Below are 14,545 nucleotides of genomic sequence, written 5' to 3'. Positions count from 1 at the left end.
TACCATGAACTTCGAATTCTCACCCAAAGTACAAGCGCTGCGCGAACGTCTGCTGGCCTTCATGGATGAACACATCTACCCCAACGAATCCCTGTGGGAGCAACAGGTCGAAGAAGGCGATCGCTGGGAGTCACCGGCCATCTTGGGCGAGCTGAAGGCCAAGGCCAAAGACGCCGGCCTGTGGAACCTCTTCCTGCCCCAAGTCTATGGTGAATTCAGCCCAGGCCTGACTAACCTTGAATATGCCCCCCTGGCCGAGATCATGGGCCGAGTCTACTGGGCCTCAGAGGTGTTTAACTGTAGCGCGCCAGACACGGGTAACATGGAGGTGCTGGCCCGCTACGGTAATAAGGAACAACAGGAACGCTGGTTGCAGCCCCTGCTAAATGGCGAGATCCGCTCGGCCTTCTCCATGACAGAACCCGATGTCGCCTCCTCCGATGCCACCAACGTCGAGACCTCCATCGTCCGCGACGGCGACGAGTATGTGATCAACGGCCGCAAGTGGTATATCTCAGGCGCCTGTAACAATCACACCCAAATCCATATCGTGATGGGCAAAACAGACCCCGATAACAGCAACAAATACATTCAGCAGTCTATGATACTGGTGCCGGCCAACACCCCAGGGGTCAAGGTCGTACGCCCCATGAAGGTGTTTGGCTATGACGATGCCCCCGAGGGCCATGCAGAGGTGATTTACGACAATGTCCGCGTGCCGGTAAGCAACATGCTGCTGGGTGAAGGACGCGGCTTCGAAATCGCCCAAGGCCGCCTCGGCCCAGGCCGCATTCACCACTGCATGCGTACCGTGGGCCTGGCCCAGCGCGCGCTGGAGCAGATGTGTGAACGGGCCGAGACCCGCATCGCCTTCGGCAAGCCACTGAGCAAGCAACAGTCTGTACGTGAAACCATCGCCAAGTCGGCCTGCGAGATCGAGCAAGCTCGCCTGCTGACCCTCAAGGCGGCGGCCAAGATGGATCAGGGCGGCAACAAGGCCGCCAAAGACCTGATCGCCATGATCAAGATTGTCGCCCCCAACATGGGCTGCGCCGTTATCGACCGCGCCATTCAGATCCACGGCGGCGGTGGTCTGAGTCAGGACTTCTTCCTGGCCAAGGCCTACACGATAACCCGCTCCATCCGTCTGGCCGACGGCCCAGATCAGGTGCATATGATGCAGCTGGGTCGTAACCTGGCCCGCGACATTCATGCCGCTCACCTCGGCAGCCAAAATCAGGGAGTCGTATCATGAGCCGCGCCGTAGAGAGTCTGGATCTCGACACACTCCAGCCCTATCTCGAGGCCCATGTAGCCGGCTTTAAGGGGCCAATGCAGATCGAGAAGTTTGCCGGTGGCCAGTCTAACCCCACCTTCAAGCTGACGACGGCGTCTGGCACCTATGTACTGCGCCGCCAGCCGCCGGGCAAGCTGCTCAAATCCGCCCATGCGGTGGATCGCGAGTACCGGGTGCTCAAGGCGCTGGCCGACACAGATGTGCCGGTGGCCAAGGTGTATCACCTCTGTGAAGACACCAGCGTCATAGGCTCAATGTTCTACCTGATGGAGTACTGCGAGGGCCGCATCTATTGGGACGCCGCCCTACCCGAAGTGAGCCGCGAGGAGCGTGGCCAGCTGTACGATGAGATGAACCGGGTATTAGCGGCGCTGCACAGCGTCGATATCGACAAGGTGGGCCTTAGTGATTACGGCCGGCCCGGCAACTACTTCCAGCGCCAGTTCGACCGCTGGAGCAGCCAATACCGCGCCTCGCAGACCGGTCATATTGAGGCGATGGAAGCCTTGATGACTTGGCTGGGCAGTAACATTCCACAAGATGACGGCCGGATATCACTGGTTCACGGCGACTACCGACTGGACAACCTGATGTTCCACCCAACTAAGCCAAAAGCCGTCGCCCTGCTGGACTGGGAGCTCTCGACCCTGGGCCACCCCTTTGCCGATCTTGGCTATCTCTGCATGCAGATGCGCATGCCCGCCATAGGCACAGTGTCCGGTCTTCGCGGCAAAGACCTGGCCGAGCTTGGGATCCCAGATGAGCAGGCCTATGTGGCCAGCTACTGCCAACGCACCGGCATAGACAAGATAGACAACTTCGGTTTCTACATCGCCTTTAGTTTCTTCCGCCTGGCGGCCATCATTCAGGGCGTCGCCAAGCGCGCCATCGATGGTAATGCCTCCAACAAGAACGCCGCCGAGCTGGGCCAGCATGTAGGGCCACTGGCGGAAATGGCGCTGGAAGCCATCGCCGATCAGATAAAGGAGTAACGCCATGGATAATAAATCACTGTTTGACCTAAGCGGGCGTATCGCCCTGGTAACCGGTGCCAGTCGCGGCATAGGCGCCGCCATCGCCGAGCTGTTGGCCGCCTATGGCGCCCATGTGATTGTCGCCAGCCGCAAGACCGAAGGTTGCCAGGCAGTGGCCGAGCAGATCATCGACAATGGCGGCAGCGCCGAGGCGATGGCCTGTCATGTGGGGGATCTCGAGGCCATCCAGGCCACCTTCGAGCAGATCCAGGCCAAACACGGCAGGCTGGATATCCTGGTCAACAACGCCGCCACCAACCCCTACTTCGGCCATATCCTCGATACGGATCTCAATGCCTTCAACAAGACCATGGAGGTAAACCTGAGGGGCTACTTCTTTATGTCGGTCACCGCCGGTCGCATGATGCGCGAGCAGGGCCACGGGGTGATCCTCAACACCGCCTCGGTCAATGCGCTGCAGCCCGGCGAGATGCAGGGGATCTACTCCATCAGCAAGGCGGCCGTGGTCAGCATGACCAAGGCCTTTGCCAAGGAGTGCGCGCCGCTTGGGATCCGCTGCAACGCCCTGCTGCCTGGTTTCACCAAGACCCAGTTTGCCGGCGCCCTGTTCAGTAACGACAAGATCTATCAGCAGCTGATCGCCAGGATCCCCATGGGCCGCCACGCCGTGCCCAGCGAGATGGCCGGCGCCGTGCTCTACCTAGTCAGCGATGCCAGCAGCTACACCACGGGGGAAACCCTGGTGGTGGATGGCGGCCTGACGCTCTAACAGAGGAAGAATCAATGCAGTCGAATTTTGAAGGTAAGGTGGTGCTGATCACAGGCGCCGCCAGCGGTTTTGGCAAGCTGCTGGCCCAGCGTTTGGCCCCTCAGGGCGCCAAGCTGGTGCTGGGCGATATTAATGAAACGGCGCTCGACGCCCTGTGCAGCGAACTGGGTGAGTGCGCGGTCGGTCTGCGCTGTGATGTGAGCATAGAGGCCGATCAGCAGGCCCTGGCTCAGCTGGCCGAAAAGAGTTTTGGCCGCCTGGATATCGCCATCAACAATGCCGGTATCTCTGCGCCCATGAAGAGCCTGCTGGACACCACTGAGGCCGACATGGACCTTAGCTTCGCCATCAATACCAAGGGGGTGTTCTTCGGCATGAAGGCGCAGATCCCTCTGATGCAGAAACATAAATGTGGGGCGATCTTAAATGTCGCCTCCATGGCCGGCATTAACGGCGCCCCCAAGCTGACCCCCTATGTGGCCGCCAAGCATGCCGTGGTCGGCATTACCCGCACCGCGGCGCTGGAGTTTGCCGCCCAGGGTATCCAGGTCAACGCCATCTGCCCCTTCTTCACCCCAACACCTATGGTGACCGAGGGAGTCGATCCCGCGCTAATCGAGCAGCTGACCCGCGCCGTGCCCATGCGCCGCCTGGCCGAGCCAAACGAAGTGGTCAGCGCCATGCTGCACATGGTCAACCCGGACAACGGCTTTATGACAGGCCAGGCCATTGCCATCGATGGTGGCGTCTCTGCCATCTGATCCTCATTCACAACAATAACAAGGGTATCCCTATGACGAACGCCACCCTGTACCAAATTCATGGACGCACCGCCGTCATCGTACTCAACCAGCCGCCAGTCAACAGCCTGGGGCTGGCGCTGCGCACCCACCTGCTGGCCGATCTCAAGAGAGCCGAAGCCGATGAGTCGGTCGATGCCATAGTGCTCGCCTCCTCGGGTAAGCTATTTTGCGGCGGCGCCGACATCAGCGAGTTTTCTTCCGACGACGCCCTCGCCGAGCCCAACCTGCCCCAGGTATGCGATGCCCTGGAGAACTCTCCCAAGCTGGTTGTCGCCGCCATTAACGGCCTGGCCCTTGGCGGCGGCTGTGAGCTGACACTGGCCTGCGACTACCGCATCGCCCTGCCTGCGGCCAAGCTGGGACTGCCCGAAGTTAACTTAGGCATTCTGCCCGGCGCCGGCGGCACCCAGCGTCTACCCCGCATCGGTGGCGTTCAGCTGGCCCTTGAGATGATCACCAGTGGTCGTCCCCTCACAGCCGCGGCTATGTTACAAGCAGGCGTGATCGATAATTTGTATCAAGAGGGCGGCGACTTCATTCAGGCCGCGGTCGACTTTGCCCAAGAGCTGGTCGCGCAGCACAAGCCTAAGCGCAGCTGCTTCGAGATGAGAGTGGACACCAGCAATATCAGCAGCGAGATCTTTAACGAGTTTCGCGCCGCCATTGCTAAGCGCAGCCGCGGCTACTACGCCCCCGAGCGCTGCATTCAAGCGGTGGAAGCGGCTTGTGAACTGCCGCTTTCTGAGGGCCTTAAGCGTGAGCATCAGCTCTTCATGGAGTGCCTGAATACGCCCCAGGCCCGCGCGCAGCAACATCTGTTTTTCGCCGAGCGTGGCGTTGCCAAGATCCCTGGCATAGACCCTAAAACCACGGCGACCCGCGAGATCCGCAAGGTGGCGGTGATAGGCTCTGGCACCATGGGCGGCGGCATCGCCATGAACTTCATCAACGTGGGGATCCCAACCCAGATCCTGGATCTCAACGGCGAGGCCCTTGAGCGTGGCCTTGGGGTGATCCGCAAGAATTACGAATACACCCTCAAGAAAGGCAAGCTGAGTCAGGCTCAGCTCGATGAGCGTATGGCGCTGCTCAGCGGCACCACAGATTATGCCGACATCGCCGATGTCGACCTGGTGATCGAAGCCGTGTTCGAGAAGATGGAGATCAAGAAGCAGGTATTTAAGACCCTGGATGCCACCTGTAAGCCCGGCGCCATACTGGCCACCAACACCTCCACCCTGGACGTTGACGAGATAGCGGCGGTGACCTCCCGCCCTCAGGACGTGCTCGGCCTGCACTTCTTCAGCCCGGCGAACGTGATGAGGCTACTGGAGATAGTGCGCGCTAACAAGACGGCGCCGGATGCCCTGCTCACCACAGTGCAGCTGGCACAGCGGATCAAGAAAGTCCCTGTGGTCTCAGGCGTCTGTTGGGGCTTTATCGGCAACCGGGCGACCGACTCTTACCTGCGTGAGTCCATGTCGCTGATCCTCGAAGGGGCGAGTCCGGCGCAGATAGACAAGGTACACACAGAGTTCGGCATGCCTATGGGGCTGCCCTCAATGGTCGATCTCGCGGGTATCGACGTGGGCATCCTGACCCGGGAAGATCGCAAGGCGTTCACCACAGATCTGGACCCCAGCCACTTCGCCATACTGCACAAGCTATACGCCAAGCAGCGCTATGGCCAGAAGACGGGTCGCGGCCTCTATATCTATGAGGGACGCGACAAGCAGGAGGACCCGGAGGTGTTGGAACTGGCCGCAGAGGCCGCCAAGGAGTTCGGCGTGACCCGCCGCTCGCCTGAGCAGATAAGCGACCAGGAGATCCTAGAGCGTACCATCTACCCTATCATCAACGAAGGGGCGCGGATCCTGGAGGAAGGCATCGCCCTGCGGGCCAGCGATATCGATATCGTGCTGGCTTACGGCTTCGGCTTCCCCATCTTCCGTGGCGGCCCCATGCAATATGCCGACGAGATAGGCCTGGAGACTGTGCTGACGGCGCTGAACAAGTACCGCGACACCCTGGATAAGGGAGAGCTGTGGTTTAAGCCTGCGCCCCTGCTGGAGCAGCTGGTGAGAGAAGGCAAAACCTTCGCCCAATACCAGGCTTAGCAGACGGTTAATCGGTGAACGGCCGTGTAGCTAACTCACGGCCAGTAGATACTTGTTAAAAGGTAAGGCGCGCCATAGGGCGCGCTTTCGTCGTGGAGGGATTTTCCCGAGGCTGGCTTTGCACCAAACAAGAAATGGCGATCACCAAGCTAACTGACGACCGGCCTGGTTCAGACTAGTTACTGTCGGGCTGCAGTCCGCGGAAGAAGATGGCCACCATCTCTTCGTAGGTGCGCTTATAAATCTCGCCGTTAGCCTGTTCGTCGGGCATACACAGCCAACGCTGCACTATATCGACACGAAGCAGGTCATACATCTCACAGACGAGTTGTGGAGCGATATCGCCGCGTATGAGCCCCAACTCCTGTGCCCACTTGACCCTGTCCACCCGCGGCTGACGATACTCGGGCGGGAACAGCAAATTTTTGCCGGCAGGCACCTGAGACGAATAATAGACTGAAGAAAATAACTCTGTTTGGCGCATGATCATCTGCAACACATGGCGATGGGCAATCACCCACTCCTGAATTTGAGGCAAATTTGGCGGTACTAGCGCCGAGCGAATATCTGTCACGCCCTCAGTATGCAGCGGCCAGAGGTTAACCTGGCGCAACCAGCTCAGCAGCAGCTCCTCCAGCAACTGTGCCTTAGTGGGAAAGTAGTTGAAAAAGGTTTTCTGGCTAATGTTGGCCCTTGCGGTGATCTCATCGACCATCACCTCCTCGAAGGGCAAGGTCGAAAAAAGCTCCTCGGCGATATCCAGCAGGGTTTGACGCATCTGCTGCTTCTTACGCTCTCTTAGACTCATCTCGGCTCTCTTACCTTCAGTTTTAACGCCAGCCTTATCTTCTGCCATGCCCTCTACCTTCCCCTCAGCCTTACCTTCTGCCATATCGTCCGCCACCTAAAACCTCGCCTTGAGCACGCTTCAAGTGAAAACGCTTTTCTCGAAAACACTTTTCTTAAAAACGCTTTTTTTCGAAAGCACATGAAAAATATCCCGACATTCTAACTTACTGCCTTGATAAAACGAACTTTAGTTAGCTCGTCGCCAAGCCGGTCTCGCCTCTGAGATGTCACGTTCGCACAACCCCAAATGTAAATTAATTTAACAATAAGTCGTAAGTATTAACATCATAATTGACATATTTTTATAGTTACTGTAATTATACATTTGCTGTATAAGTAATGCCTAATGCCGAAATCCACAGATGGCTGCCGACCAAAATCATGGTCTAAACGGCCGCGGGATACGGCGCTTCAGCGTCAACAAGACTATAAGAAATTTCAAGCAGGACAGTTAACGGCTCCGGCTGCAAGGACTGAGTTGACTTGAATCGAAAACGCCAGGTGGTGCCCTAGGGCTAATCACGAGTTAGCACGATATGACCGGTACCGGCCCATAACAACAATAGCGAGGCAGAAACATGAACGAGCAAACCTATCTCCAGCAGGTCAAAGCACTCCAAGCCGCTAGATGGCCCAAAGGCACACCACGGGAGCCCATCTATCCCCATGGCGAAAAGCCGGTCACCGAGTATCTCTCCGCCTGGGCGAGGCTCACCCCTACCAAGGTGGCCATTCAGTTCTACGGCTATGAGCTGACCTACGCCCAGTTGGATGAGATGAGCACCCGCTTTGCTAACGTCCTCAGAGGGCTTGGCGTGGGCCAGGGTGACGGTGTTGCCGTATTCATGCCCAACTGCCCGCAGTTTCACATCGCCTTTCTCGGCATCTTAAAGTGCGGCGCCGTGCACATGCCTGTGAGCCCACTGTCGAAAGAGATGGAACTGCGCCACCAGCTGGGTGACAGTCAACCTAAGGTCGCCCTATGCTACGACGCCCTGCTGCCCACCATGCGCCCCGTCTGCCAGGAGCTGGGCATAGAGCACATCATCACCACCAGCTATACCGATGTCAGGCCCCGCGCCATCACCGCCGTGCTGCCAGATCTGTTTGAGATCCCCAAGACCCCCTTGGCAGATGGCATCATCGATTTCTTCGAGGCGATAGATAACGCGTCTAAGGAAGTGCTGGACTATATCCCGGCGCTGGACGACCTTGCGGCCATCAACTACACCAGCGGCACCACCGGCATGCCCAAGGGCGTGATGCACACCCACCGCAACATGATAGGCACCATGGCCTCTTACTATCCGGTCACCTTTGGTGAGGTCGGCCCCGAAGGCACAGATCTGGTGATGCTCAGCTTCCTGCCGGAATTCTGGATTGCCGGCGAAGACACAGGCTTACTGCTCCCCCTGTATTCGGGCGCGACTCTGGTATTGATGGCCCGCTGGGATACCAAGGCCTTTATGGAACTGGTTCACCACCACAAGGTGAATATGACCATCATGCTGATAGACAGCGTGGATGAGATCCTCAACCACCCTCAGCTCCACCAATTCGACCTCACCTCGCTAACCACAGTGCCCTGCATCTCCTTCATCAAGAAACTGAATAGAGACTACCGTCAACGTTGGCGCGAGCTGACCGGCACCACACTGTTCGAGGTGGCCTATGGCATGACAGAGACCCACACCTGTGACACCTTCACCCGCGGCTTCCAGGTAGACGACATGGATCTCTCCTTCGACCCGGCATTCCTTGGCCTGCCCGTGCCCGGCACAGAGATCAAGATCTGTGACTTTGTCACTGGCGAGCTCATGCCCCTGGGCGTGGAAGGCGAGATTCAGATCCGCACCCCAACCCTGCTCACGGGCTACTGGAATAAGCCAGATCTGAACAAAAACCTGTTTGAAGAGGGTGGCTGGTACCGTACCGGCGATCTGGGAATGATCACCGAGGAAGGCTTCTTCCGTTATCTGGGCCGCCGCAAGGAGATGCTCAAGGTCAACGGCATGAGCGTATTCCCCACAGAGGTGGAAAGCATGCTGGGCCAACATCCGGCCATCGCCTCATGCGGCGTCGTCGGCCGCCCCGACGAGCGCAAGGGTCAGGTGCCCGTGGCCTTCGTTACCCTAAAGCCCGGCTGCGATGAGACCCAAGAGTCCCTGCAGGCCTGGTGTGTGAATGCCATGGCCATCTTCAAGGTGCCGGAGATCCGCATCCAGGAGAGATTACCTATGACCGCCACCGGCAAGATCCGTAAGGTGGATCTGGAGAAAAGTTTATGACACGTGTTTTTAATCGGATCCTGATTGCCAATCGAGGTGAAATCGCTATCCGTATCGCACAGACCTGTGCCGATATGGGCATCGACAGCCTGGCAATCTACGCCGAAGACGACAGTCAGTCGCTGCATACCAAGAAGGCTGATCAGGCCGTGGCCCTCCAGGGCCGCGGCGTCAAGGCGTACCTGGATATCGAGCAACTGATTGCCGTGGCTAAGGCCCATGGGTGTGATGCCGTGCACCCAGGCTATGGCTTCCTGTCTGAGAACAGCAGCTTCTCGCGTCGCTGTCAGGAAGAAGGGATCTGCTTCATCGGCTCATCGGCCGAGCTCTTAGACCTGCTGGGCAACAAGGCCACTGCCCGGGAAACCGCCCTGCGCTCAGACACACCGCTCACCGGCGGCATCAACAAGCCCTGCAGCCTGGAAGAGGTGCAAGCCTTCTTCACCAGCCTGGGTGATGGCGCTGCCGTGATGATCAAGGCCCTCGCCGGCGGCGGCGGGCGCGGCATGCGTCCCGTCAGCCGCTATGAGGATCTGGCCGAGGCCTATCGTCAGTGCCGCGAGGAGGCGATCATCGCCTTCGGCAGCGGCGAGCTGTATGTGGAGCAACTGGTGCAACACGCCCGTCACATCGAGGTGCAGATCTTGGGTGACGGCACGGGCGCCGCGGTGCATGCCTGGGAGCGCGAGTGCACGCTGCAGCGCCGCAACCAGAAGCTGCTGGAGATCGCCCCTAGCCCGAGCCTTGACGACGCTACGCGCATGCCGATCATCGAGGCGGCATTGCAGCTCGCCAGCGACGTGAAATACCAGGGCCTTGGCACCTTCGAGTTCCTGCTGGACGCAGACGATCACAGCAAGTTCTACTTCATGGAGATCAACCCACGGATCCAGGTGGAGCACACCATCACCGAAGAGATCACCGGCCTGAACCTGGTCAAGTTACAGATATTGCTCGCCGCCGGTAAGACGCTGGCGGAGCTGTCACTGACTGAAGCGCCAATCAAACGCGGCTGCGCCATTCAGGCCCGCATCAACCTAGAGCAGATGTTGCCCGATGGCAGCACCAAGCCTGCCTCTGGAGTGATCAAGGCCTACCAGGTGCCTAACGGCCATAACGTGCGCGTTGATGACTATCTGTACGCAGGTTACAAGGTCAGCCCCAGCTACGACTCATTGGGCGCCAAGATCATCGCCAAGGGTGAGGACTACGGCGCCGCCCTGAACAAGGTCTACCTCAGCCTCAAGGCGCTGAATATCGACGGGGTGCAAAGCAACAAGGCGCTGCTGATGAACCTGCTGCAGCGTGAAGAGGTGCAGCGCAACCGCCTCAGCACCCGCTTCGTCGAGGCGCACATGGCCGAGCTGTTGGCCGATGATGACCACCACGAGCACTTCTTCAACATCGCCAGCGACCAGCAAGAAACGGTGCAGGCGGTGAACATTCCCGCCGGCTGTGAGGGGGTCAAGTCTCCCACCGCAGGCGTGCTGGTGCAGGTCAATATCGAGTCTGGCGATGAGGTGTACGCCGGCCAGGAGATCGCCGTCATCGAGGCGATGAAGATGGAGATCCCGGTAAAATCTGAACACGCAGGTATCGTCACCGAGGTGCTAACCGGCAATATCGGCGAGGTGATCGACGAGCATCAGATCTTGGCGGTGATTCAGCCGGGCGAGGTCTCGGTCAGCGGCGGTCAGACCGAGATGGAGATCGATCTCGATTATATCCGCGCTAACCTGGCCGAGTTCTTCGACCGCAGGGACAAGACTTTAGATGAGAGCCGCAGCGAGGCCGTGGCCAAACGCCATCGCGAGAGCAAGCGCACCGCCCGGGAAAACCTTAACGATCTCCTCGACGAAGGCAGCTTTAACGAATATGGCCAGTTGGCCATCGCCGCCCAGCGGCAGAAGCATGCCATCGACAAGTTGGTGGAGATCAGCCCGGCCGATGGCAAGATCACCGGCATAGGCACAGTCAACGCCGATAGCTTCGGCGATGAAGCCGCGCGCTGCGCCGTGATGTCCTACGACTACACTGTCATGGCGGGCTCACAGGGCCTGGTCAACCACAAGAAGACCGACCGCCTGCTGGAACTCTGTAAGAAGTGGAAACTGCCACTGGTGATCTTCGCCGAGGGGGCCGGTGGACGCCCCTCGGATACCGACTACCCTGGTGTGGCCTTTCTGAACCTGCACACTTTCTCCTCCCTGGGTGAGTTGTCAGGTTTGGTGCCCACCGTGGGTATCGCCGCCGGGAACTGCTTTGCCGGTAACGCGGCCCTCTACGGCGTGTGCGATCTCACCATCGCCACCCGTCAGGCCAGCATAGGTATGGCGGGGCCTGCGATGATCGAAGGGGGCGGCCTGGGCGTCTATAAACCCGAAGAGGTTGGGCCGCCGTCGGTACTCAGCCCCAACGGGGTGATCGACATCCTGGTAGAGGATGAGGCCGAGGCGGTTGCGGTCACCAAGAAGTATCTCTCCTACTTCCAGGGGGATCTGAGCGAATGGCAAGTGGCGGATCAGCGCAAATTGCGCCACCTGATCCCCGAGAACCGCATGGCCATCTATGACATTCGTGAAGTGATCGACACCCTGTGTGACAAGGACTCGGTATTGGAGCTAAGGCGCGAGTTTGCCAAGAATATGATCACCGCCATGGTGCGTATCGAGGGCAAGGCCTACGGCCTGTACGCCAACGACCCACGCTTCCTCGGCGGCGCCATAGATGCCGATGCCGGCGACAAACTGGCCCGCTTTATCCAGCTGTGTGACGCCCACGACATTCCTATGATCTCCCTGTGCGACACCCCGGGCTTCATGGTGGGCCCTGAGTCGGAAAAACGCGCCACGGTGCGCCATATCTCCCGCCTCTTCGTCCACGGCGCTAACAGCACTGTGCCTCTGTTCGCCCTGGTGCTGCGTAAGGGCTACGGCCTTGGCGTCATGGGGATGACGGGAGGCGGCTTCACCGCACCTGTGTTTACCGCCTCCTGGCCAAGTGGCGAGTTTGGTGCCATGGGCATAGAAGGTGCGGTGCGTATCGCGGCCAAGCGTCAACTGGAGGCGATAGCCGACCCAGATGAACGCGAAGCCACCTTCAAGGCCATGGTGGATAAGCTCTACAGCCATGGCAGCGCCATCAATACCGCCAGCTATCTGGAGCTGGATGCGGTGATCGATCCCATGGAGTCCCGTGACTGGATCGTTCGCGGCCTGGCCTGCCTGCCAAAACCCGAGAAGCGCAGCGGCAAGAAACGTAACTGTATCGATACCTGGTAAATCCTAAGGCTGTCAAACAACTCATTTTACCGGTATCAGATAAGCCCAAAGCCAGTCAGTGCGACGCACAGGCTGGCTTTTTTTATCCCTCTTTCCTGGCACCGGCGTCTTCAATGCCTGCGCCCCTCCCTCCCAGTATCACCTATTCAGTTCCCCAGTCAGCACACAACTCGGCGCCAACAGCGGGCTGCCAGGGGAATCTGTGCACTCGAGTCATACCTAGGCGCCAGATAGCAAAATGCCAGTCGGTGAGCACACGCGACTGGCATTGTTTGCTATGAGTTATCTAAGGCCACGCCTTAGACAGCCCTTGAGCAAGCCTAGGTCTGAAACCAGGCGTCCTGCATATCGAAGGGCACACTGTTATAACTCTCCAGCAGGGCGATCTGCGGGTCGATCTCAGGCAGTTCCCACTCCAGGTAGTAACGCGCCGCCTGCAGCTTACCTTGGTAGAAGTTGGCGTCATCGACAGACAGAGAGCCCTCTTCGGCCAACTTGGCCGCGGCGATATTAGCCTGTTGTAGCCAGATCCAGCTGGCGGTAATGCGGCCAAACACGTCCAGATACAGGGTGGCGTTGGCCAGGCCCAGATCAGGATCTTTGGCCAGCATGGGCAACAGCACGGCATTGAGCCTGCTTAGTTTGCCAAGCGCCGCGAGCAGAGAGAGCCCCATCTCGGCCGTCGCCTCTCTTGTGGCGGCCTCGGCGGCTGTGGCTTCCACCGCCTTCACGAACAGCTCATAGGCGGCCATGTTCCCCATAGGCACCTTGCGCCCCAGGATATCCAGGCCATGGATCGCCTCCGTGCCCTCATGGATTGGATTGAGGCGGTTGTCGCGATAATACTGCTCCACCGGATACTCGCGGATATAACCCGAGCCACCGAGCACCTGAATGGCCAGATCGTTGGCCTTTAGGGCGTACTTTGAGGGCCAGGACTTAATGATGGGCGTCAGCAGGTCCAGCAGCATGAAGGCCTGCTGACGGGCCTCTTGAGTATCCGCCGTGTGACTATCTTCAAACAGCGAGCTGGCATACAGACACAGCGCCAGCGAACCTTCCACATAGGCCTTCTGCGCCAGCAGCATGCGGCGCACGTCGGCATGTTGCACGATAGGGATCTGCTTGGACTCAGGATCTTTGTTCGATGGCAGACGTCCCTGGGGACGCTCAAGGGCGTATTCTAGGGAGGCATTGAAGCCCTGGTAGCCCAGCACTGCCGCCGTGCTGCCGACGAAGATGCGCGCCTCATTCATCATCTGGAACATGTAGGCCAACCCCTTGTGAGGCTCGCCGACCAGGTAACCCACGGCGCCGCCCTTCTCGCCAAAAGACAAGACGGTAGAGGTGGTGTTGCGAAAGCCCATCTTATGCAGCAGACCGGCCAGGGCCACGTCGTTGCGCTCCCCCTGGGAGCCATCGTCATTGACCAGGAACTTAGGCACGATAAACAGGGAGATCCCCTTGACGCCGGCAGGCGCGCCCTCGATCTTCGCCAGGGTCATATGAATGATATTCTCTGTGATGCTCTGATCGCCACCGGAAATAAACATCTTCTGGCCCGTGATCCGGTAGCTGCCGTCGGCCTGTGGCGCCGCCTTGGTGGTGATATCCGCCAGCGCCGAGCCCTGGCCCGGCTCTGTCATCGCCATGGTACCGGCGAAGCGGCCCTCCTGCATGGGGGGAATGAATTTGGCCTTCTGCTCATCGCTGCCAAAGCTCTGGATCAGGTTAGCCGCCCCCAGGCTCAGGCAGGGATAGCCGGCGGTGGCGGTATTGGCGGCGCTGAAGTAGGCCATCGCCGCGCGCAATATGATCTCTGGCAGCTGCATGCCGCCATCTTCGAAGTCATAGTGGGCGGCCAGAAAGCCAGCGTCGGCAAAATGATCCCAAGCCTCCTTGGTTTCCGGGATCATCTGCACCTTCTCACCGTCGAAGGTCGGCTCCTGCTCGTCCCCTTTATGGTTGTGATTGGCAAAGTATTTCTCGGCGATGGTTTTTGCCGTCTCCAGGGTAGCGTCAAACACCTCGCGGCTGTGCTCGCAATAACGGGGGCGCTGCAGTAGTCCTTCTGTGTCCAGGAATTCGTATAGCAGGAAATCCATGTCGCGGGCATTGAGTAGTGGTACTGTCATAAAGAAACTCC

9 protein-coding genes are annotated in these 14,545 nt (G+C 58.9%); 7 read left to right on the top strand and 2 right to left on the bottom strand.

Annotated features, from left to right (window positions below):
• Positions 1-4: 4 nt before the first annotated feature.
• Genes K0H81_RS05335 through K0H81_RS05315 form a run of 5 tightly spaced genes read left to right on the top strand, consistent with a single transcriptional unit; the run spans position 5 to position 5,981 of the window.
• Complete coding sequence (locus K0H81_RS05335; RefSeq protein ID WP_220060156.1) at positions 5-1,255, top strand: acyl-CoA dehydrogenase family protein; 1,251 nt, start codon at positions 5-7, stop codon at positions 1,253-1,255.
• A complete protein-coding gene (locus tag K0H81_RS05330) occupies positions 1,252-2,289 on the top strand; it encodes a phosphotransferase family protein (RefSeq protein ID WP_220060155.1) in 1,038 nt (345 codons plus the stop codon). The genes K0H81_RS05335 and K0H81_RS05330 overlap by 4 nt, the downstream gene beginning before the upstream one ends.
• A gap of 4 nt (positions 2,290-2,293) precedes the next feature.
• The gene (locus K0H81_RS05325) at positions 2,294-3,061 is read left to right on the top strand and encodes an SDR family oxidoreductase (RefSeq protein WP_144203720.1); all 768 of its coding nucleotides are present in this window, start codon (positions 2,294-2,296) and stop codon (positions 3,059-3,061) included.
• A gap of 14 nt (positions 3,062-3,075) precedes the next feature.
• The gene (locus K0H81_RS05320) at positions 3,076-3,822 is read left to right on the top strand and encodes an SDR family NAD(P)-dependent oxidoreductase (RefSeq protein ID WP_220060154.1); all 747 of its coding nucleotides are present in this window, start codon (positions 3,076-3,078) and stop codon (positions 3,820-3,822) included.
• Between the two features lie 32 nt (positions 3,823-3,854).
• Complete coding sequence (locus K0H81_RS05315; protein ID WP_220060153.1) at positions 3,855-5,981, top strand: 3-hydroxyacyl-CoA dehydrogenase NAD-binding domain-containing protein; 2,127 nt, start codon at positions 3,855-3,857, stop codon at positions 5,979-5,981.
• 175 nt (positions 5,982-6,156) lie between these two features.
• On the opposite strand, the gene K0H81_RS05310 is transcribed toward K0H81_RS05315, so the two are convergent.
• Positions 6,157-6,873, bottom strand: coding sequence for a TetR/AcrR family transcriptional regulator (locus K0H81_RS05310; protein ID WP_220060152.1), 717 nt, complete (start codon positions 6,871-6,873; stop codon positions 6,157-6,159).
• A 535-nt stretch (positions 6,874-7,408) separates the two neighbouring features.
• Here K0H81_RS05310 and K0H81_RS05305 point away from each other — a divergent pair.
• Both K0H81_RS05305 and K0H81_RS05300 read left to right on the top strand, forming a co-directional pair.
• Positions 7,409-9,118, top strand: coding sequence for an AMP-binding protein (locus tag K0H81_RS05305; RefSeq protein ID WP_220060151.1), 1,710 nt, complete (start codon positions 7,409-7,411; stop codon positions 9,116-9,118).
• Complete coding sequence (locus tag K0H81_RS05300; protein ID WP_220060150.1) at positions 9,115-12,399, top strand: carboxyl transferase domain-containing protein; 3,285 nt, start codon at positions 9,115-9,117, stop codon at positions 12,397-12,399. Before K0H81_RS05305 ends, K0H81_RS05300 begins: the two co-directional genes overlap by 4 nt.
• A gap of 320 nt (positions 12,400-12,719) precedes the next feature.
• Here K0H81_RS05300 and K0H81_RS05295 read toward each other — a convergent pair whose 3' ends face one another.
• A complete protein-coding gene (locus tag K0H81_RS05295) occupies positions 12,720-14,534 on the bottom strand; it encodes an acyl-CoA dehydrogenase (RefSeq protein WP_220060149.1) in 1,815 nt (604 codons plus the stop codon).
• Between the last annotated feature and the right edge of the window lie 11 nt (positions 14,535-14,545).

This window comes from Shewanella halotolerans, assembly GCF_019457535.1.
GTDB classification, from domain to species: Bacteria; Pseudomonadota; Gammaproteobacteria; order Enterobacterales; family Shewanellaceae; genus Shewanella; species Shewanella halotolerans.
Note: the sequence above shows the minus strand (reverse complement) of the source record. Positions and strands in the feature narration are given on the sequence as shown.